The sequence below is a fragment of the Mycobacterium sp. GA-1199 genome (assembly GCF_001500045.1).
Lineage (GTDB): Bacteria > Actinomycetota > Actinomycetes > Mycobacteriales > Mycobacteriaceae > Mycobacterium.
This window is the reverse complement of sequence record NZ_LQIX01000012.1, coordinates 57819-77502: the sequence shown is the minus strand read 5'-3', so window position 1 is coordinate 77502 and position 19684 is coordinate 57819. Positions and strand designations below refer to the sequence as shown.

Below are 19684 nucleotides of genomic sequence, written 5' to 3'. Positions count from 1 at the left end.
CCGACCGCTCTCCTTCGTGGAAGCTCGGAACTCAACCCGACCTACAACCCTCGCAGGAACCGCGATCGCAACGTCGTTCCTGCGAGTGCTGATACACGAACACAGAAGCTGCGACCGCGATAAGTCAATCACGTTCATGGCTGCGGCGACAGTCTCGGCGTTTCAAATGGGGAACAATTCGCCTGAAGGGGTGTATCGGGAAGGATGATCGATGGCTGATTTCGGCCGCGAGCTGCTCGCGTGCGCGGTCGAAGGCACGGTCGCCGGTGGCCCGAATCCGCTGCGCCACGTGGCCGATATTCCACCGCGGCGGGGTCGCCCGATGAGATGGCCGTGCTGGGCCGATCCAGATGTGGTGCGAGCGTTCGTTGATCGGGGCATCGAGGCCCCGTGGTCACATCAACTCGCCGCCGCCGACCTCGCCCACGGTGGACGCCATGTCGTGCTGTGCACCGGCACGGCGTCAGGCAAGTCGCTTGCCTACCAGTTGCCGATATTGACAGACCTGAAAGCGAATCCGCGGTCGCGGGCGCTGTATCTGTCACCGACCAAGGCACTCGGCCATGACCAATTGCGATCCGCGGTGGCGTTGACCGAGGCGGTGGGGCTTTCCGACGTCGCACCGTGCGCCTACGACGGCGACAGTCACAGCGACGTGCGACGGTTCGCGCGGGAACGGTCGCGCTGGATCTTCTCCAACCCCGACATGATCCACCTGTCACTGCTGCGCAACCACGCCCGCTGGGCGGTCTTCCTGCGCAACCTGCGCTACATCGTCGTCGACGAATGCCATTACTATCGCGGCATTTTTGGCTCGAACGTGGCCCTGGTGTTGCGCCGCTTGTTGCGGCTGTGCGCCCGATACTCGCCCGGCGGGGGCGTGCCCACCGTGATCTTCGCCAGCGCCACGACGGCCTCGCCGGCGCAGACCGCCTCGGAGTTGATCGGCCAAACGGTCGCCGAGGTCACCGAGGACGGGTCTCCGCAGGGCGCCCGCACCGTGGCGCTGTGGGAACCTCCGCTGCTCGACGACCTGGTGGGTGAAAACGGGGCTCCGGTAAGGCGTTCGGCGGGAGCCGAAGCGGCCAGCGTGATGGCCGATCTGGTCGCCGAGGGCGCTCGCATGCTGACGTTCGTGCGGTCACGGCGCGGTGCCGAGTTGACCGCATTGGGGGCGCGTGCCCGATTGGCCGAAAAGGCGCCCGATCTCGCCGATCGGGTGGCTTCGTACCGCGCCGGTTATCTGTCCGAAGACCGCCGCGCGCTCGAACGCGCGCTGGCCGACGGCGACCTGCGGGGGCTGGCGACGACGAACGCGTTGGAATTGGGAGTCGACATCGCCGGCCTGGACGCCGTTGTCCTCGCCGGGTTTCCGGGCACCGTGACCTCATTCTGGCAACAGGCGGGCCGGTCGGGACGGCGAGGACAGGGCGCGTTGATCGTGCTGATCGCCCGCGACGATCCGCTCGACACCTACCTGGTGCACCATCCGTCGGCGCTGCTGGACAAACCGATCGAGCGCGTCGTCATCGATCCGACCAACCCGTATGTCCTTGGTCCACAACTGCTTTGCGCGGCCACCGAGCTTCCGCTCACCGATGCCGAGGTGCGGATGTGGAACGCCGAGGACGTCGCCGGTGCGCTCGTCGACGACGGGCTGCTGCGGCGACGGGCCAACGGGTACTTCCCCACTCCTGGCATGGATCCTCATCCGGCTGTGGACATCCGGGGATCGTCCGGCGGTCAGATCGCGATCCTGGAGGCCGGCACGGGACGTATGCTCGGCAGCACCGGGGCGGGCCAGGCGCCGGCTTCGGTCCATCCAGGCGCGGTGTATCTGCACCAGGGCGAAACCTATGTCGTCGACTCACTCGACTTCGAAGACGGTGTGGCTTTCGTGCACGCCGACGATCCTGGTTACACCACCACCGCGCGGGAGGTCACCGACATCGCGGTCACCGGGCACGGTGAGCGGAAGACGTTCGGCCCGGTCACCGTTGGTCTCGTCCCGGTATCGGTGAGCAATACGGTGACCGGTTATCTGCGCAGGCGCCTGACCGGCGAGGTGATCGACTTCGTCGAACTCGAGATGCCCACCCGCACACTGGAGACGATGGCTGTGATGTGCACGATCACGCCAGAGGCGTTACAGCACAACGGCATCGATTTGCTGCGCGTGCCCGGTGCGCTCCACGCCGCAGAACACGCGGCAATCGGTCTGCTGCCGTTGGTCGCCAGCTGCGATCGTGGCGACATCGGCGGTGTGTCGACGGCGGTCGGACCCGTAAAGGGGCTGCCGACGATCTTCGTCTACGACGGTTACCCGGGCGGGGCGGGTTTCGCCGATCGCGGCTTTCACCGTCTGGCCACATGGTGGGACGCCACGGCAGACGCGATCGAGGCGTGTGAATGTCCCGCGGGCTGCCCGTCGTGCGTACAGTCGCCCAAGTGCGGCAACGGGAACGACCCGCTGGACAAGGAGGGGGCGGTGCGGGTGCTGCGGCTGGTGCTGCGCGAGATCTCCGAACGCTCCGCGTGAGGGTGGTGGTGAGGCCGACGCAACCGTGGCGCAGCACGCGCAAGCGCGCCTACGCGCGCCGGTAGGGTGGCCCCATGACCCACGACTGGCTGCTCGTGGAGACGCTGGGCAGCGAGCCCGCGGTGGTCGCGCAGGGCCGTCAAACACAGAATTTGATCCCGATCGGCGCATTCCTGCGGCGCAATCCGCATCTGATGGCGGTCCAGACCGCGATCGGCGAGACGGTGCGCGCGCGTCAGGGCTTGAGCAGCATCACCCCGAAGAACGATCGTGTCATCCGCACGGAGGTCGTGCAGATGACCGACGGCCGGATCCACGGCGTACACGTCTGGATTGGACCGCCCGACATGGAACCGCCGGAGCGGCCGGTGCCCGGACCGCTGGTATGGGACCTCGACACCGGCATCGCCACGGCGACCCCGGAATCGCTGGCCAACAGCGGGTGGGAATCGCCTCAGGAACCGACCCAGAACCGCACGTTCGCCGACGATCTGCCGATGCGCGAGCTCAACCCCAGCGAAGCCAGGGTGTTGACCATGGCGATCAAGCGCGAGCCGGGCACGGCCTTCTGCAGCACCTGGGACGTCACCGACCACCGCGGCGAAGCGATCAGCGTCGGATTCGTGACGCGGACGATACTGGAGTCCGACGACGACGGCCCGGATCGCCTGCTGTGTCGAGCGATGAACTGGCGCAGCGAACGGGAGCAAGAGGTGCAGCAACAGGATCGCCTCGCCCAGCGAATCCTCAACGGGCTGGCCCAACCTGGTGTGCACCGCGCCCTGGTGGACCCGACGAACTGGACCTTGTTGAAGTGGCTCGATGATCCCGCCCCGTTCTTCGACTGGCGCGTGAGCCTGGCCGGCGAACACGCGGTGCATCCCGACGACCGGGCCGAGATGGAGCGGATGGCCGTCGATTTCAGCACCGGCATCGCGTCCGGTGTGCTGCGCATGACCGGCGTCGGCGGCCAGGAGTGGGAGCCGGTGCATGTGACGGTCAACCGGGTCGAACTCGACGACGACGTGTATGCCGCGCTCGCAACACTGCGCCGCCCCAACGCCACCGAGATCGCCGAGGCCGGCCGACCCACTCCCTAGGTGCTGACATCTGCCGGGCCCGCGCGGGCCACCGCACGCGCAGCGCCCACACCGAAGCGGCCCAGCGTGACCGGAACCTCAACGGCGACAACGATATCCAGATCGTCGACTTCGCACCCCGCCATCTCGGTCCGCATGGCCTCGGCGACCGCGGCCGCCCACGTGCATGCTTGGTCACCGCCGGCGGCGACCCGATGGGCGGCGGCCAACGCGCCCAGATCTGCGGCGGCCTGTGCGCGATGTCGCGCGGTCACCACCACACCCAGGTGAGCGGCGCCGACGGCGATCGCCACCACGATCGCGATCATCGCGGCGCCGATCAGGGTGGCCGAACCGTGTTCAGCCCGAACCCGGTTCCACCGCCGCCACCGCCCGCGCCTCGACGGTGAACCCCGGCAGGAACGGCGACCGCGCGCTGACGGTGGAGGTGACGAACTGTCCGTCGCGACGGGTGACGACGGTGGCTCCCTCGGGCGCCAGGTCGCGTGCCGTCGCACCACCGTCGTGGCCGCGAGCGGCAAGGCGCGCAGCCTCGCGCGCGGCGTCGACGCACCGGATGTGCATCGACACCGCCGTGAGCCCGCCCAGACACAGAACGAGGACCGCGACCAGCGCTGCCACCGCGAACGCCGCTTCGACCGTGGCGCCGCCGCGCTCATCGGTCAGACGTTCGTGTTGAGCGCGCGACTGATGATGTTGGTCAACGCGCTGACGATCGAGTCGCCGGTGACGACCGTGTAGAGGATCGCGCCGAACGCCGCGGCCGCGATCGTGCCGATCGCATATTCGACCGTCGACATTCCGTCGTCGGCGACGACCAGTATCGTCAGCCGCGTATGGAGCGCTCGAATCCTGTTGCCCACCTTCACCTTTTCTCCCCACTGGTTGTCCTTCACGGAATCCCCGACTGCAGCACGTCTCCGGCCAACCCCGCGACGACCGGGACGATGCCCAGGCAGAAGAACGCCGGCAGGTAGCACACCCCCAGCGGGGCCGCGATCAAGACGGAGGCACGTTCGGCGGCGGCGCGCGCGGTGTCGGCCGCGTCGTCGCGCGACCGGGTTGCCAGCGTGCTGACCCCTTGCGCGAGCGCGGTTCCCGAGGCGGCCGACCGTCGCGCCAGGCGCAACAATGCGTCGACGCTGCGGTCGCCGTCGGGTGCATCGGCCCATGCGGTCGCGGGGTCGGCGCCCAGCGCAAGCAGATCCGCCGCGCGGACCAGTACCCGAGCCACCGTCGGCGGTGCGCAGGGCGCAGCGGCTGCGGCAGCCGCGGCTACCGCCATACCCGAATGAAGGCAGGCGGCCAGCACGTCGAGCGCCGAGGCCAACGCCAACGGATCATCGGCCCGGACTTTGTGGTGCTCCTTCGGATTCGGGTTGTGAGTACCCCGGACACGGGCGCGCCCGTCGGCGCCTCCGATCAGCGCAGCGATCGCGAGAAGCAGGGCGGCGAGGATCATCCGGCCACCCTGCCGGTGATCCGGTCCGACCAGGCCAATCCCAGACACGTCAGCGCCGCACCGATGGCCAGTAGCCATTGGCCGGTCGAGAACAGAAAGCGCAGCGGTTGGGCACCGATCAACTCGCCGAGCGCGACGCCCAGCAACGGCAGTGCGGCAAGGACGGTGGCGGTGGTCCGCGCACCGGCCATCCCCGCGCTGACCTGAGTCGAGAAGCGCTCCCGCGCAACGACGTCCCGGTGCGCGGTGTGCATCAACGTTGCGATGGCGAGGCCGTGTGACTGGGCCAGATCCCAGCAGACCGCGATCCGTTGCCAATACGCCGGCAGCGCCGACCGTCTTGCCACGCTGGCCATCCCGGCCGCCACGTCGCCCCCCATCCGTGCCCTGGCCGACACCGTGCGCAGTGCTGCCGAGACCGCACCGCCGGCCTCGTCGGCCGCCGTGTCGAACGCGGTTACCGGATGGGCGCCGATGCGCAGTTCTCCGACGAGGACGTCGAGCGCACCCTCCAGGGCTGCGGCTTCCTTCGCCCGCTGCCGATCTGCGCGCCGACGCCTGCTGCGGGCTTGGACGGTGGCAGCAGCGATCACCGCCGCCACCACGACCCCGACGGGCGCGACGACCAGGAGGGCGACGAGGATGACGGCCAGCCATAACGCCAGCGGGATCCGAAAGGCGAGGCGGCGTCCGCGTCGCGCCGGCCTGCACCGCCGCCGCGGGCCGGGTGCGATCAGAAGCGCCAGTGCCAGAGCGAGCGCGGCGAGGCTCACGCGCTCCCCCGCTCACCGACCAGATCGTTGAGCCGCTGTGCGCCGCAGTCGAAACCGCGCCCCAGACGCCAGGCTGTGGAGGCCCGGACCCGGCCGTCGGACCCGGCCGTCAACACCGCGATCTCACTGAGTCGGCGCATGCCCGCCCGGTCGCGGTCGACGTGAATCACCACTTTCACGGCGGCCGCGAGTTGGCTGTGCAAGGCGGCCCGGTCGAGTCCGCCGAGCGCGGCCAGCGCCTCGAAGCGCGCGGGCACCTCTCCCGGGCTGTTGGCGTGCACGGTTCCGGCGCCGCCATCGTGACCGGTGTTGAGCGCGCCGAGCAGATCGACCACCTCGGCGCCGCGAACCTCACCGACGACGATGCGGTCGGGCCTCATCCGTAGCGCCTGCCTGACCAGGTCGCGCACCGTCACTTCGCCGGCGCCTTCGACGTTGGCGCACCGCGCCACCAGCTTCACCAGATGCGGATGGGGCGGAGCGAGTTCCGAGGCGTCCTCGACGCAAACGATGCGTTCGGTTGCCGGAACCGCGCCGAGCAGGGCGGCCAACAGTGTTGTCTTGCCCGCTCCGGTGCCTCCCGAGACCAGAAAAGCCAGCCGCGCGCGAACGATGCCGTCGAGGAGGGTGAGGGCGGACGGATCGATCGCCCCGGCGGCGGCCAGCGACGCCAGGTCCTGAGATGCGGGGCGCAGTACGCGCAGCGACAGACATGTTCCCGCGGAAGCGATCGGTGGCAGCACCGCATGCAGGCGCACAGTGAACTGGCCGGTGCCGAGCCCGGTCAACTGGCCATCGACCCATGGTTGCGCCTCATCGAGGCGACGTCCGGCGGCGAGTGCCAACCGCTGTGCGAGCCTGCGTACGGAGCCCTCGTCGGGGAAGTGGATCTCGGTGCGGCGCAACCCGTTCCCGTCATCCACCCAGACCGCGTCGGGCGCCGTGACCAGGACATCGGTGGTGTCGTCGGCGGACAGCAGCGGTTCGAGGACACCCGCGCCGGTCAACTCGGTCTCCAACAGGCGCAGACCGCTGAGCACTTCGCTGTCGCCGAGCACACCGCCGGACTCGGCGCGGATGGCCGCGGCCACCACCGTCGGCCGCAGCGGTGCCGATTCGGCGGCGAGCCGCTCGCGGACCCGGTCGATCAACGAGTCGCTCATGCGGCGACCGCCGGATGCTGCTGCAGAATCGTCAACACCTTGCGCGCCGCGCGGCCGAGCGGTGACCGACGGCCGATCCGCAATCCGCCCCGCTCGAGGGTGACCGCCACACCGGGTTGCGGACGCATCCCCGCAAGCAGCGGCAGGCCGACGATCTCGGCCACCTCCGCCGACCGCAGCCCGCCCGGTGCGGGACCGCGCACCACCACACCCGAATTCGGGTTGAGCGTCGACACCCACCGGGCGACCGGGTCGGCCGCCGCGCAGGACCGCAGGTCGGCGGGTGTCAGGACGACGGCGAGATCGGCAGAGGCCAGGGCGGTCTCGGCCGCCGCGGTCGACCGCCTCGGGACGTCACATACGACGGTCGCACCACCGCGACTGCCGGCGTCGATCACGGCGCCGAGCGGTACGGGGTCGACGTCGCAACCGGTGCGGCTGCCGGACAGGACGGTGACGCCCCGTACGCGTGGCAACGCATCGCGCAATGCCCCGTAGCTCAACCGTCCGCCCTGCAGCCGCAGATCCGGCCAGCGCAGCCCGGATTCGGCTTCCCCGCCGACCAGCAGATCTATCCCGCCGCTCCAAGGGTCGACATCGATCAACAATGCCTCGGGTGCACTCAGCGCCAGCGCGGTCGCGAAGACCGATGCGCCTGCGCCGCCCCTTCCCGCGATGACGGCCGCCACCGCACCGCGACTTCCCTGCTCGTGCAGCCCCTCACCGGCCTCGGTCAGCTCCGCCATCAGCTCGTCGTCCTGTTCGGGCAGTGTGAGAACTCGCTGGGCCCCGACCGCGATGGCCGCCTGCCAGTCGGCTCCGCAGGGTTCGGCGCGACCCACCAGGACGACACGGGTACGTCGCGGCAACGCGCGGGCCACGCATCGGCGGGCGCCTGTGACGTCGAGCACGACGGCGGCCGCCTCGGTCCAGACCTTGCGACTGGAGGGCTCCGACGCGTGGACGACCGGTACACCGGCGGCCGCACACACGCGGTCCACATCCTCCCGAAGCGAAGCGTCGGCGATCAGCGCGAGATATCCGCTAGACGAAGCCACCCCTACACCCTGTGGCCGGGCCTCGCAGTAACGCTACCGAGGACGCCTGATCTGTGGATCAACTCGATCTTGTGAATGGACCAGGTGAAAGTCCGCAAACGAAAACGGCGTTCCGCAACCACAGTGAATGGCAGCACATATCCGGAATGCGAAAAGTCCTGAAAAAGGGACGACCCCCGCCAGGGGGGGAGGAGGCGGAGGTCGTCGTGTATCAGCCCCGGGGGGTCGGGCTGATGCACACCCGACATAAGCCGGGTAACGCTCACTATACACACGCCAGTCGGCTTGGGCGCAAGTCCTGCGCGCTCTGTAGAGCCACCCAATTTACGGAAGTGTCGGTTCTCCGACACCTGTCATAACCTGCCACTTTGTACACTCTGGCGGCCATTGTCACGCGCGAACCCCTATGCTGGCGCTGTGAGCGCATCTGGTCCGACGGCCGAGGCGCCGAACGCTTCGGCGGCGGCCGCCCCGACGGGCGGTCCGGTCCGTACCGCCGCCTTCTTCGATCTCGATAAGACGGTCATCGCGAAAAGCAGCACTCTGGCTTTCAGCAAACCTTTCTTTGAGCAAGGACTGATGAATCGGCGGGCGGTACTCAAGTCCACATACGCGCAATTCGTCTTTCTCATGTCCGGCGCCGACCACGACCAGATGGACCGCATGCGCGCCTACGTCACGAACATGTGCGCGGGGTGGGACGTCGAGCAGGTGAAGTCGATCGTGGGAGAAACCCTGCATGACGTCGTAACCCCGTTGGTTTTCGCGGAGGCGGCCGAGCTGATCGCCGACCACAAACTGTGCGGCCGCGACGTGGTCATGGTGTCGGCTTCCGGCGAGGAGATCGTCGCGCCGATCGCCAGGGCGCTGGGCGCCACACACGCGATGGCCACTCGTATGGTCGTCGAGGACGGCAAATACACAGGGGAGATCGCGTTCTACTGCTACGGCGAGGGGAAGGTCGCCGCGATCCGGGAACTGGCCGCGCGCGAGGGCTATGCGCTCGAGCATTGTTACGCCTATTCCGACTCGATCACCGACCTACCGATGCTCGAGACCGTCGGGCATCCGAACGTGGTGAATCCCGACCGCGCGTTGCGTAAAGAAGCCGCGGCTCGCGGCTGGCCCGTGCTCGACTTCTCCAAACCGGTGTCGCTGCGGGACCGGATCCCGGCCCCGTCGGGTGCGGCCGTGGCCACTACTGCGGCGGTGGGCATCAGCGCTCTGGCCGCCGGCGCGCTGACCTATTCGCTGTTGCGGCGCTTCGCGTTCTAGCCAACTCTTCGCCCGCCGGCAGGCTCCCACGTAACGATCCGGACTAGCGCCTATTTGGCCCTTGATGTGATCGCGGTCACGGGGTACAAAGGAGTCACGGAAGCTTGGAGAGGCCAAGATCGAGTCGGAAGAGAAGGCTCGAATCTCCCGCTTCAGGCTCCCCAGCACGGAACCCGGCACCCACGCGGAGCACATGCCGCGGAATAGGCAAAAGTGTTGCGGGCCTGCGTATTTGCGAAGAGCGGACGGCTATATCGACCCTTTGGGTGGGGTTGCAGTCGAAGCGCATCGACAAGACGCCGAGGCCACCCACGCAGCCCACAAGAGCACGCTTGGTAACCGGTTCCCGTGTTGGCGGGCGACGAGCCGAACCACGTTCGGAACGTCGCCCGCTTCGCGTTGGCGGGCCGAGTGAGGGCCCGTGATGGCCGCCCGTCCACCAACCCCTAGGACGACGAGGCCGCCTGCGCGATCGACAGCGCCTCGCGGGCTCCCGCGTGCAATGCGTGACAGCTCAACAGGATCCACGCGGTCAGGCCGTCGGGGGTCCCGGATGAGAAGCCCCGGGCCGCGGCGTCGTAGTCGCCGGACCGACGCATCCAGTGAACCTCCGGCACGCCGAGCCCGTGTGGATCCAGTCCGGTGGTGATCGTCACCAACCGCGACGCCGCCCGCGCCACCACACCGTCGGCGGCGCCGAACGGGGCGAGCGTGAGCAGCTCACCGTGCACGACGGCGGCGAGCACGGGCGCCGGGACCCGGGTACCGCCCGTGAGGATGTCGGCCAGCAGGGTCAGCCGGGTGCTGACATCGGCGTCCTGGCGCGGGCGGCCCAACCGTTCGTCGTCGGCGATGTCGGCGGCCGCCAGCGCGTGCAGCCTGGCGATGGCCTGCAGCGGGGCGCGCTGCCACACACCGACCAGTGTCGTCGCCCCGCCTTCCACCGCTTCGGACACCCGCAGCGCCCCGGCCAGCACCGGATCCGGGGTGCCGTCGTCGGACAGTTGAAGCGCACCGCCGTCGAGCACCGACGACGCTCGGGCGGCCCGCAGCGCGGCTTCGGCGGCACTCTTCGGCCAGCCCCGCAGGTTCGTTCGGTGGCGGTGTGCGCGGCCGAGCGCTTCACGGGCCTCCTCGGCGGCCTCGGCCACGCCGGGCAGTTCGGCCAGCGGCACCAACGGGTCCTTCGCGAAGCCACCGGTCACGGCAGCACACGCTAGCCGACCGCTGCCCCCGCAAGCCACGACGCTGTCCGCGCCGGACTCACCGTCAGCGCACCGGACTGTGGCATGCCAATGTGTGAGCGCGGCAAGGTGACTACCCTCACAGATATGGCAGAGTCATCGGCGCAGCACGCTCACGGTCCGTCCGTCTACCCCCCGTCTCCGGAATTCGCCGAGCAGGCGAATGCGACCGAGGACCTTTACCGTCAGGCCGAGAAGGACCGGTTGGCGTTCTGGGCCGAGCAGGCCAATCGGCTCGACTGGGAGACACCGTTCGGCGAGGTGCTCGATTGGTCGGAGGCCCCGTTCGCCAAATGGTTCGTCGGCGGAAAACTCAACGTGGCCTACAACTGCGTGGACCGGCACGTCGAAGCCGGCCACGGCGACCGGGTGGCCCTGTACTGGGAGGGCGAACCGGTCGGTGACTCGCACGCGCTGACCTACGCCCAACTCAAGGACGAGGTCTGCAAGGCCGCCAACGCGCTGACCCAACTCGGACTCCGCGCGGGGGACCGGGCCGCCATCTACATGCCGATGATCCCCGAGGCGATCATCGCGATGCTGGCGTGCGCGCGTCTGGGGGTGCTGCACAGCGTGGTCTTCGCCGGATTCTCCTCCTCGGCGCTGGCGGCCCGCATCGAGGACGCCGAGGCCAAGTTGGTCATCACCACCGACGGGCAGTACCGCCGCGGCCAGGCGGTGCCGCTGAAAACCGGCGCCGACGAAGCGGTGCAGGGGCAGGCATCCGTCGAGCACGTGCTGGTGGTCGAGCGCACCGGCATCGACGTGCCGTGGACTGAGGGTCGCGATGTCTGGTGGCACGACATCGTCGACGCCGCCTCCACCGAACACACCCCCGAGGCGTTCGACTCCGAACATCCGCTGTTCTTGCTGTACACCTCGGGCACCACAGGAAAACCCAAGGGCATCGTGCACACCTCCGGCGGCTTTCTCACCCAGTCGTCCTACACCCACTACTACGTGTTCGACGCCAAGCCGGAAACCGACGTGTACTGGTGCACCGCCGACATCGGCTGGGTCACCGGGCACAGCTACATCGTGTTCGGCCCACTGTCGAACGGGTGCACACAAGTGGTCTACGAGGGCACCCCCAACTCCCCGAGCCAGCACCGCCACTTCGAGATCATCGAAAAGTACGGTGTGACAATCTATTACACCGCCCCCACCCTGATCCGCACGTTCATGAAGTGGGGCCGTGAGATTCCCGACGCCCACGACCTGTCCAGCTTGCGCCTGTTGGGGTCGGTCGGCGAGCCGATCAACCCGGAGGCCTGGCGGTGGTACCGCAAGGTCATCGGCGGCGACCGGACTCCGGTGGTCGACACCTGGTGGCAGACCGAGACCGGGGCGATCATGATCTCCCCGCTGCCCGGTGTGACGGCGGCCAAGCCGGGTGCGGCGATGACACCACTGCCGGGCATCACGGCCAAGATCGTCGACGACGAGGGCAAGGATCTGGCGCCCGAGGCCGAAGGCGCCGAACATGTCACCGGCTACCTTGTCCTCGATCAACCGTGGCCGGCGATGCTGCGCGGTATCTGGAAGGACCCGGAGCGGTACAAGGAGACCTACTGGAAGCGGTTCGAGAAGCAGGGTTGGTACTTCGCCGGCGACGGGGCCAGGGTCGACGCCGACGGCGACATCTGGGTGCTCGGCCGCATCGATGACGTGATGAACGTGTCGGGACACCGCATTTCGACCGCGGAGGTCGAGTCGGCGTTGGTCGGGCACTCCCATGTCGCCGAGGCCGCGGTCGTCGGCGCCAGCGACGAGACCACGGGCCAGGGCATCTGCGCCTTCGTCATCCTCGAGTCGCACGCCGAAGACAGCGACGACATGGTGCAGGAACTTTCCGCACAGGTCGCCAAGGAGATCGGAAAGATCGCCCGGCCCAGGGAGATTCACGTCGTGCCCGAACTGCCCAAGACGCGCAGCGGCAAGATCATGCGCCGGCTTCTGCGGGACGTGGCCGAAGGCCGCGAACTCGGCGACACGTCGACGCTGGTGGATCCGGACGTGTTCGAGGCGATCCGCGCCAGCAAGGCTGAAGGCTAGCGCAGCGTCCCGCGGGATCAGGCGGCGCCGACGGGGACGAAACCCGTTCCCGGCCGGTTCTTGGCGGTGATGTCGGCCAACTGTGTGTTGAACGACATGGTGACCGCGGGAGTGTGCAGCGGAATGTATTTGATGACGCACGTCGGCAGGGCTTCGGAGAAGGCGCCGTGGATCATGCCGACCAGCCGGTTGTTGACGGTGACCGGCGCGCCCGAATCCCCTGGCTGGCCGCACACCTGGTTGACGATGGTGCCCGGCTCCTCACCCGGGCCCCACGTCACGCCGCAGGAGTAACCGGTCGTGCGCCCGAGTTTGCAGGCGATGTCACCGGCGACCGGGTCGGGGCCCAGGCCGTCGATCTGGAACCCGTCGACGTTGTTGACCGGGCGCACCTTCTGCGGATCGAACTCGATGACGGCGTAGTCCAGGGCGTCGTTGCCCGCGACCATCGTGCCCACCACACCGGCGGAATCGACGCCTTCGGCGCTGACGTTGGCGCCGGGCCCGCCGCAGTGTGCGGAGGTGAAGCCCACCAGTCGCCCCCGGTTGTCGGTGCCGATCGCGGTGAGCGTGCACAGCGTCTCACCGTTGACGACCAGACCCGAGCCGCCACCGAGGGCGACCAGCCCCTGGGCGTGCACGGCGGCGGAGATCGAGAGAAGTGCTGCCGCTGCGACGACGATGGTCGTGGCGAGACGGCACAGCCGCAGGCCGCTGGTCTTCACGTGAACGTTTCCCCTATCGACGCGCCCCGACCTGCCCTGCCACTGATGCGGCCAGTCTATCGTCGGCCGGGATCGTTTGAGCGCACGCCACATGGCAACATGAGTCGCGACCGACACCATCGCCGGCGGCGCCGGCGGTGGCACCATCGCCGGGAGATCCGGCGATCCGGCCTATGCGGGAGGAACCGTCGTGAGCGATCGCAGGAATGGCGCGCCGACCACCGTCACGTCGATACCGCTGGTCGATCCGCATGCACCCAAGGCCGACCCGTCGATCGGTGACCTCGTCAAGGACGCGACCGCACAGGTGTCCACGCTGGTGCGCGCCGAGGTCGAGCTGGCCAAGGCCGAGATCACCCGCGACGTCAAGAAGGGCCTGACCGGCAGCGTCTTCTTCATCCTCGCGCTGGTCGTGCTGTTCTATTCGACGTTCTTTTTCTTCTTCTTCCTCGGTGAGCTGCTCGACCTGTGGCTGGTGAAGTGGGCGGCGTACCTCATCGTGTTCGGCCTGATGGTCGTCGTCACCGCCATATTCGCCTTCCTCGGCTATCTCAAGGTGCGACGAATCCGCGGCCCGCAGAAGACGATCGAATCGGTCAAGGAAATCCCGGAGGCGCTGACGCCGGGCCATGACAGGACCAAGGAGATCGCCTCGGGCGACGGAAAGCCGGCATCGACGGCCGACCCGTCGGGCTGGTAAGTGCCCCCACCCGCTCCGTCGGTCGTCCGCATCGACGGGCCATGGCGCCATCTGAAGGTGCACGCCAACGGTATTCGCTTCCATGTGGTCGAAGCGCAGACCGAGGTGGCCGCGGGCGCCGACCGGCCGCTGGTGATCCTGCTGCACGGGTTCGGGTCGTTCTGGTGGTCCTGGCGCCATCAACTGCGCGAGTTGACCGGTGCCCGTGTGGTCGCCGTCGACCTGCGCGGCTACGGCGGCAGTGACAAACCCCCGCGGGGCTATGACGGCTGGACGCTGGCCGGCGACACCGCGGGCCTGGTGCGCGCGCTGGGACACAAGAGCGCAACGCTGGTCGGGCATGCCGACGGCGGCCTGGTGTGCTGGGCCACCGCGGTGCTGCATCCGCGTGCGGTCCGGGCCATCGCGGTGGTCAGCTCACCGCATCCGGCGGCACTGCGTGCCTCGGCGCTGCGCCGCCGCGACCAGGGTCGCGCGCTGCTGCCGTGGATGCTGCGCTACCAGGTGCCGATGTGGCCCGAGCGGGCGTTGACCCGCAACGACGGGGCCGAACTCGAACGCCTTGTGCGCAGCCGTGCGGGTGACAGATGGCTTGGCTCCGAGGACTTCTCCGAGACCATCGCGCACATGCGCCGCGCCATTCAGATCCCCGGGGCCGCACACTCGGCGCTCGAGTATCAGCGGTGGGCGGTGCGCAGCCAGCTCCGCGGCGAGGGCCGCCGTTTCATGCGCACCATGAAGCGGCCCATCAGCGTGCCGGTGTTGCACATGCGGGGGGTTACCGACCCTTACGTACTGGCCGATCCGGTGTACCGGACACAGCGTTACGCACCGCACGGTAGGTACGTATCCATCGACGGCGCAGGGCATTTCGGTCATGAGGAGGCGCCGGACACGGTCAACGACCAATTGTCCCGCTTCGTGGGGCAGGTGTACGGCTAGGCGATGCAGGCGCCGGTGGGCACGCGTTCGCTGTTGCCCAACTGGGCCAGTTGCGCCGACACCTCGTTGGCGGTCAGCACGAAACCGGTATCGGCGTCGTCGACCGCGGCACCGAACACCACGCCCAGTACCCGCCCATCACGGTCGATCATCGGGCCACCCGAATTACCTTGGCGCACAGTTCCTCTGATGGTATAGACCTCGCGCTCGACGGTGGTGGTGCGATAGATGTCGGGACCGCTCAGCTCGATGATCTCGCGGACACGCGCCGGTGTGGCGACGAAGTTCCCGCCGCCGGGATAGCCCATCACGACTGCGTCGGTACCTGTGGTGGCCGGTGTGTCGGCGAACGACAGGGGGGCCGACGGCAGATCCGGCACGTCGAGGATCGAGATATCGGCTTGCGGGTCGTAGGACACGACGAAGGCGTCGTAGGTCTGCCCGTCGGCCTCGACGGTGACGCTCTCCGATCCGGCGACCACGTGCGCGTTCGAGATCACGCGATTGCTGGCTGCGACGAAACCGGTTCCTTCGAGGACCTTCTGGCAACCCGGGGCGACCCCGCGGATCTTGACGACGCTGGGCCGCGCCGACGCCACGACCGGGTCTGCGGCGAGTGCGGCGTCGGGCGCATCGACGGCCACGATCGGGGTGCGACCGAAAGGTTGCAGTACGTCGGGCAAGCCGGAGGTGTCCAACAACGCCGAGAGCCGCTTCGGCACCTCGCGCAGCCAGCCCGGCGCCAGGTCGTTGACCTCCTTGAGGACCTGCGAACCGCGCACGGCCGCGGCGAGGTTCGGTTGGTCCGACGACTGCAGCGGATACGTCAGCATCCACGCGGCCACCAGGACGGCCACGATCTGGATAGCCACACCGATCAGCGAGTCGACCGCCCGCAGCGAGCGGTTGCGGATGGCGCTGCGCACCGCCCGGCCGAGCACGACGCCGGCGATCTCGCCCACGACGACCAGCGCCAGGATCAAGAACAGCGTCACGAACAGCTTGGTGCGGGGTCCCTCGATGTTGGCGACCAGATGGGGCGCCAACAGCACCCCGGCGACGGCGCCGAGCACCACCCCGAGAAACGACAGCATCGAGCCCAGCGCGCCCGAGCGCCAGCCCGAAATACCCGCCACGAAGGCGATGCCGAGGACGACGAGGTCCACCCAGTCTGACGATGTCATGGTTGTGCATCACCGTAACCGGCCCCGCGGCCGACGAGCGCCATTGCGTCCTCCAGTTCGCGCACGTCGCCGGTATTCCACGGCTGGGCCCATCCGGCGACGTCGAGCATCGCCGAGATCACCTGACCGGTGAAACCCCACACCAGCATCTCGTTGAGCAGGAACGCCGGACCCGCGTACCGCCGGGTGTTGGCCTTGCGGTACACCATGATTCGGTTCTCGGGGTTGATGAACGCGCGCACCGGGACCCGGGCGACGTGCGCGGTCTCGGCCTCGTCGACGACGCCCACCGGTCCGGGGTCCGGCGAGTAGGCGAGCACCGGCACGACGTGAAACCCCGACGGGGGTATGAACAACCGTTCCATCGTGGTGAGCGGATGCAACCGCTCGGCGTCGATCCCGGTTTCCTCGTTGGCCTCGCGCAGCGCCGTCTGCACCGGGCTGTGGTCGCCGGGCTCGACGGCACCACCGGGAAACGCGGCCTGACCTGCGTGGTGTCGCAGAGTGCCCGCGCGCACCGTGACCAACAGGTCGGCGTCGTCGGGCACACCGCCGGTCGGGGAGTCGGGCGGTCCGGAGAACAACACCAGCACCGCAGCCTCGCGGGCGTCGGCCTGCGCAGGTTTCCCTTCGCTGGTGACCATCGCGAGCAGCTCGGGCGGCACCCGCCTGCGGTATGCCCGTTTGATGTCGCCGGCGTTGTCCAGCAACGGTTTGAGCCAGGCCGGAGCGGCATCAGGCGTCAGACCGCTGCCCTCACTGACCCAGCTCACCCCGGCTCTCCCGTCCTCGCGCCGACCTGCGGCCCCACCGCTGCGGCGATCTCATCGGCGCTGGTGAAAGAGCGCGGCAGGACGTCAGCAACGCTACCGTCCGCGCGCAACACCACGGTTGCGGGCATGACGTTGGGTACCCGCAGCGCGGCGGCGATCAGCCGCCTGCCGTCCTGCAAAGTGGGCAGCCGCACCCCGAGTTCGGCCAGCCGCAGCAGCGCCGCGGTCTCGTTCTCGTCCTGGTGCACCGTCAGCACGGTCACGGCCGAACCCATGCGCCGCTGGTATTCGGCCATCGCGGGGAGTTCCGCGGCGCACGGCGCACACCAGTACGCCCACAGGTTGAGCACCACGACCCGGCCGGCCAGCGCCTTGGCCACGTCGACCATCGCCCCGTCGCCCGCGCACTCCAGCGTGATGCCGCGCAATGCCTCGGGTCCCGGTCCGGCTCCCGGCGCGGGGCACGGCGGCAGGTCGGCCTCGGCCCGCGGGCCCGCCAGCGCTTCGGCCGTGTCGGCGGCACGGCGGTCGCGCGCACTGTGCTGCGTCGGCGCCCCGGTGGAATCGGTGTCGCGGTCCAGCTGCGACCACAGCGCCCACCCGAGCGTCACGAGGACAACCAGCACCACGACGGTCCAACGGGTCGAGGTACGCACAGTCGATCGGGGTGGTTGTCGGCTACAGGCCGGCCATGGCCAGCAGATGCTCGGTTTCGGGTCCCTTGACCAGCGGCGCGGCGATCAGGGGATCGGTGGGCCCGGTGCCGAACGAGGGGCAGTCGTCGGCCAGCACGCAGACGCCGCACGCCGGCTTGCGCGCGTGGCAGACGCGGCGGCCGTGAAAGATCACCCGGTGACTCAGATCGGTCCACTCACTGCGCTCGATCAGCTCGCCGACCGCGTGCTCGACCTTGACCGGATCCTCTTCGGTGGTCCACCCCCAGCGACGGACGAGCCTGCCGAAATGGGTGTCGACCGTGATGCCGGGGACGCCGAACGCGTTGCCGAGGATGACGTTGGCGGTCTTGCGCCCCACCCCGGGCAGGCTGACCAGCTCCTCCATGGTCGCCGGCACCTCGCCGTCGAACCGTTCGACGAGTTCCTGGCCCAGCCTGATGAGCGAGTTCGCCTTGTTGCGAAAGAACCCGGTGGGCCGGATGAGCTCTTCCAGTTCGGTGCGGTCGGCCTGCGCGTAGTCCAGGGCGGTGCGGTATTTCTTGAACAGCGCCGGCGTCGTGAGGTTGACCCGCTTGTCGGTGCTCTGGGCCGACAGGATCGTTGCGACGGTGAGCTCGAGCGGATTGGTGAAGTCCAGCTCGCAGTACACGTGTGGAAACGCCTGCGCCAGCGTGCGATTCATGCGCCGCGCACGACGGACGAGACCAATCCTCGTCTCGCCGTCCCGATTCCGGGCGCGCTTACGCGTACCCGCCTTCTTTGCCGAGGACTCGCTCACGGTCACGAATGCCAGCGTACTGAGACCCGCAGACAAAGCCACCGCGGATCGGGCTGCGGCCTACTGCGGACCGGTGACGATTCGTGATCCCGCTGAGACTTTCGGCGTGTTTACTTCTGCCTTGTGTCGTGGTTGCTCGTTGGCCTCATTCCGGGGTTGCTGATGGCTGCGACGCTCGGGCTGCAGCGCCTGGAGGCCGGCCTGCACCGCGACACGGTCTCGGCCACCGATGTGGCGCAGTTCTTCGAGCAGGCAGAGCCGCTGGACGTCGACACCCTTGCGCGCGACGGAATGAGCCGAGCACTGAACGGTCTGCGCCATCGCCACCACGTCGCGCACGCGGTCACCAGCGGGTCAATGCCAGTTCTCCGGGACGCGGATCTGCCGGTACGCCACATCCCCAGCACGGGATGAATCCCGAATTTCAGCAGACCCGACATGCCGATCGTGTGTAGCGTGGGCTGGTCACGAAACCGGGTACCTCTAGACTTATCTCGCTTACCGATAGAGGTCGGCTTCACCTAACAGCTTAAGAGGGGCAACGTGGACGAGATCCTGGCGCGGGCCGGAATCTTCCAGGGGGTCGAACCCAGCGCCGTCACCGCGCTGACCAAGCAACTGCAGCCAGTCGACTTCCCCCGTGGACACACCGTGTTCGCCGAGGGTGAGCCCGGCGACCGGCTCTACATCATCATTTCCGGCAAGGTCAAGATCGGGCGCCGCTCGCCGGACGGCCGCGAGAACCTGCTCACGATCATGGGTCCGTCGGACATGTTCGGTGAACTCTCGATCTTCGACCCCGGTCCGCGGACGTCGAGCGCGACCACCATCACCGAGGTTCGCGCGGTGTCGATGGACCGCGACGCGCTGCGGGCGTGGATCGCCGACCGGCCCGAGATCGCCGAGCAGCTCCTGCGGGTACTCGCCCGCCGGCTGCGTCGCACCAACAACAACCTTGCCGACCTGATCTTCACCGACGTTCCCGGCCGGGTGGCCAAGCAGCTGCTTCAACTGGCGCAGCGGTTCGGCACCCAGGAGGGCGGCGCGCTGCGGGTGACCCACGACCTCACCCAGGAGGAGATCGCCCAGCTCGTCGGCGCGTCGAGGGAGACCGTCAACAAGGCGCTCGCCGATTTCGCCCATCGCGGCTGGATTCGCTTGGAGGGCAAGAGCGTTCTGATCTCCGACTCGGAACGGCTGGCCCGCCGAGCGAGGTAACGAGCGAGCATCTGGCAC

Annotated in this window: 20 protein-coding genes and 1 pseudogene; 8 read left to right on the top strand and 13 right to left on the bottom strand. The window is 68.5% G+C overall.

Annotation, left to right across the window (positions count from 1 at the left end; genetic code table 11):
- Positions 1–211: 211 nt before the first annotated feature.
- Positions 212–2539, top strand: coding sequence for a DEAD/DEAH box helicase (locus tag AU198_RS09385; RefSeq protein ID WP_064347849.1), 2328 nt, complete (start codon positions 212–214; stop codon positions 2537–2539).
- 74 nt (positions 2540–2613) lie between these two features.
- On the top strand, positions 2614–3639 hold the full coding sequence (locus AU198_RS09380) for a PAS domain-containing protein (RefSeq protein ID WP_064347848.1): 1026 nt from the start codon (positions 2614–2616) through the stop codon (positions 3637–3639).
- On the opposite strand, the gene AU198_RS26605 is transcribed toward AU198_RS09380, so the two are convergent.
- Genes AU198_RS26605 through ssd form a run of 7 tightly spaced genes read right to left on the bottom strand, consistent with a single transcriptional unit; the run spans position 3636 to position 8095 of the window.
- Complete coding sequence (locus tag AU198_RS26605) at positions 3636–3947, bottom strand: Rv3654c family TadE-like protein (protein WP_064347847.1); 312 nt, start codon at positions 3945–3947, stop codon at positions 3636–3638. The two genes, AU198_RS09380 and AU198_RS26605, sit on opposite strands and share 4 nt — an antisense overlap.
- Positions 3948–3978: 31 nt before the next feature.
- Positions 3979–4260 carry a TadE family type IV pilus minor pilin gene (locus tag AU198_RS26600; protein ID WP_353612084.1) on the bottom strand — a complete coding sequence of 94 codons (282 nt, stop codon included), beginning with the start codon at positions 4258–4260 and terminating at the stop codon, positions 3979–3981.
- Between the two features lie 41 nt (positions 4261–4301).
- On the bottom strand, positions 4302–4508 hold the full coding sequence (locus tag AU198_RS09365) for a DUF4244 domain-containing protein (RefSeq protein WP_064348176.1): 207 nt from the start codon (positions 4506–4508) through the stop codon (positions 4302–4304).
- 23 nt (positions 4509–4531) lie between these two features.
- Positions 4532–5101 carry a type II secretion system F family protein gene (locus AU198_RS09360; protein WP_064347846.1) on the bottom strand — a complete coding sequence of 190 codons (570 nt, stop codon included), beginning with the start codon at positions 5099–5101 and terminating at the stop codon, positions 4532–4534.
- Positions 5098–5874 carry a type II secretion system F family protein gene (locus AU198_RS09355; protein ID WP_064347845.1) on the bottom strand — a complete coding sequence of 259 codons (777 nt, stop codon included), beginning with the start codon at positions 5872–5874 and terminating at the stop codon, positions 5098–5100. The genes AU198_RS09360 and AU198_RS09355 overlap by 4 nt, the downstream gene beginning before the upstream one ends.
- Positions 5871–7037 carry a TadA family conjugal transfer-associated ATPase gene (locus AU198_RS09350; RefSeq protein WP_064347842.1) on the bottom strand — a complete coding sequence of 389 codons (1167 nt, stop codon included), beginning with the start codon at positions 7035–7037 and terminating at the stop codon, positions 5871–5873. The genes AU198_RS09355 and AU198_RS09350 overlap by 4 nt, the downstream gene beginning before the upstream one ends.
- A complete protein-coding gene (ssd, locus tag AU198_RS09345; RefSeq protein ID WP_064347840.1) occupies positions 7034–8095 on the bottom strand; it encodes a septum site-determining protein Ssd in 1062 nt (353 codons plus the stop codon). The genes AU198_RS09350 and ssd overlap by 4 nt, the downstream gene beginning before the upstream one ends.
- 417 nt (positions 8096–8512) lie before the next feature.
- Here ssd and AU198_RS09335 point away from each other — a divergent pair, with 417 nt between their 5' ends.
- On the top strand, positions 8513–9370 hold the full coding sequence (locus tag AU198_RS09335; protein WP_064347835.1) for an HAD-IB family hydrolase: 858 nt from the start codon (positions 8513–8515) through the stop codon (positions 9368–9370).
- Positions 9371–9816: 446 nt separating this feature from the next.
- Here the strand turns inward: AU198_RS09335 and AU198_RS09330 are convergent, their stop codons facing one another.
- Positions 9817–10575, bottom strand: a complete 759-nt coding sequence (locus AU198_RS09330; protein WP_064347833.1) for a Fic family protein — start codon at positions 10573–10575, stop codon at positions 9817–9819.
- A gap of 126 nt (positions 10576–10701) precedes the next feature.
- On the opposite strand from AU198_RS09330, the gene acs reads away from it, so the two are divergent.
- On the top strand, positions 10702–12669 hold the full coding sequence (acs, locus tag AU198_RS09325; protein WP_064347830.1) for an acetate--CoA ligase: 1968 nt from the start codon (positions 10702–10704) through the stop codon (positions 12667–12669).
- Positions 12670–12686: 17 nt separating this feature from the next.
- Here acs and AU198_RS09320 read toward each other — a convergent pair whose 3' ends face one another.
- A complete protein-coding gene (locus AU198_RS09320; protein ID WP_064348175.1) occupies positions 12687–13352 on the bottom strand; it encodes a S1 family peptidase in 666 nt (221 codons plus the stop codon).
- A 232-nt stretch (positions 13353–13584) separates the two neighbouring features.
- On the opposite strand from AU198_RS09320, the gene AU198_RS09315 reads away from it, so the two are divergent.
- Together AU198_RS09315 and AU198_RS09310 are read left to right on the top strand one after the other, a co-directional pair.
- Positions 13585–14094: a phage holin family protein gene (locus AU198_RS09315; protein ID WP_064347828.1), complete on the top strand. Its 510-nt coding sequence runs from the start codon at positions 13585–13587 to the stop codon at positions 14092–14094.
- Positions 14095–15036 (top strand): alpha/beta fold hydrolase, encoded by a 942-nt coding sequence (locus tag AU198_RS09310; RefSeq protein ID WP_064347827.1) that lies wholly within the window; start codon positions 14095–14097, stop codon positions 15034–15036.
- On the opposite strand, the gene marP is transcribed toward AU198_RS09310, so the two are convergent.
- The 4 genes from marP to nth are packed head-to-tail and all read right to left on the bottom strand — an operon-like array spanning position 15033 to position 18352.
- Complete coding sequence (gene marP, locus AU198_RS09305) at positions 15033–16220, bottom strand: acid resistance serine protease MarP (protein ID WP_064347825.1); 1188 nt, start codon at positions 16218–16220, stop codon at positions 15033–15035. The two genes, AU198_RS09310 and marP, sit on opposite strands and share 4 nt — an antisense overlap.
- Positions 16217–16993 carry an NUDIX hydrolase gene (locus AU198_RS09300; protein ID WP_064347824.1) on the bottom strand — a complete coding sequence of 259 codons (777 nt, stop codon included), beginning with the start codon at positions 16991–16993 and terminating at the stop codon, positions 16217–16219. The genes marP and AU198_RS09300 overlap by 4 nt, the downstream gene beginning before the upstream one ends.
- Positions 16990–17649 (bottom strand): TlpA family protein disulfide reductase, encoded by a 660-nt coding sequence (locus AU198_RS09295; RefSeq protein WP_064347822.1) that lies wholly within the window; start codon positions 17647–17649, stop codon positions 16990–16992. Before AU198_RS09295 ends, AU198_RS09300 begins: the two co-directional genes overlap by 4 nt.
- A gap of 22 nt (positions 17650–17671) precedes the next feature.
- A complete protein-coding gene (gene nth / locus AU198_RS09290) occupies positions 17672–18352 on the bottom strand; it encodes an endonuclease III (protein WP_064347821.1) in 681 nt (226 codons plus the stop codon).
- A 258-nt stretch (positions 18353–18610) separates the two neighbouring features.
- Here nth and AU198_RS26995 point away from each other — a divergent pair.
- Together AU198_RS26995 and crp are read left to right on the top strand one after the other, a co-directional pair.
- Positions 18611–18903 (top strand): annotated as a pseudogene (locus AU198_RS26995) (hypothetical protein).
- Positions 18904–18991: 88 nt separating this feature from the next.
- Positions 18992–19666 (top strand): cAMP-activated global transcriptional regulator CRP, encoded by a 675-nt coding sequence (gene crp / locus AU198_RS09280; RefSeq protein WP_064347819.1) that lies wholly within the window; start codon positions 18992–18994, stop codon positions 19664–19666.
- Positions 19667–19684 lie beyond the last annotated feature (18 nt).

Bases quoted from the DNA above. Each gene is read 5' to 3' on its own strand.
- acs (WP_064347830.1), top strand. From the start codon at position 10,702: ATGGCAGAGTCATCGGCGCAGCACGCTCACGGTCCGTCCGTCTACCCC.
- AU198_RS09350 (WP_064347842.1), bottom strand. From the start codon at position 7,037: ATGAGCGACTCGTTGATCGACCGGGTCCGCGAGCGGCTCGCCGCCGAA.
- AU198_RS09360 (WP_064347846.1), bottom strand. From the start codon at position 5,101: ATGATCCTCGCCGCCCTGCTTCTCGCGATCGCTGCGCTGATCGGAGGC.
- nth (WP_064347821.1), bottom strand. From the start codon at position 18,352: ATGAATCGCACGCTGGCGCAGGCGTTTCCACACGTGTACTGCGAGCTG.
- AU198_RS09380 (WP_064347848.1), top strand. From the start codon at position 2,614: ATGACCCACGACTGGCTGCTCGTGGAGACGCTGGGCAGCGAGCCCGCG.
- AU198_RS26605 (WP_064347847.1), bottom strand. From the start codon at position 3,947: ATGATCGCGATCGTGGTGGCGATCGCCGTCGGCGCCGCTCACCTGGGT.
- marP (WP_064347825.1), bottom strand. From the start codon at position 16,220: ATGACATCGTCAGACTGGGTGGACCTCGTCGTCCTCGGCATCGCCTTC.
- AU198_RS09385 (WP_064347849.1), top strand. From the start codon at position 212: ATGGCTGATTTCGGCCGCGAGCTGCTCGCGTGCGCGGTCGAAGGCACG.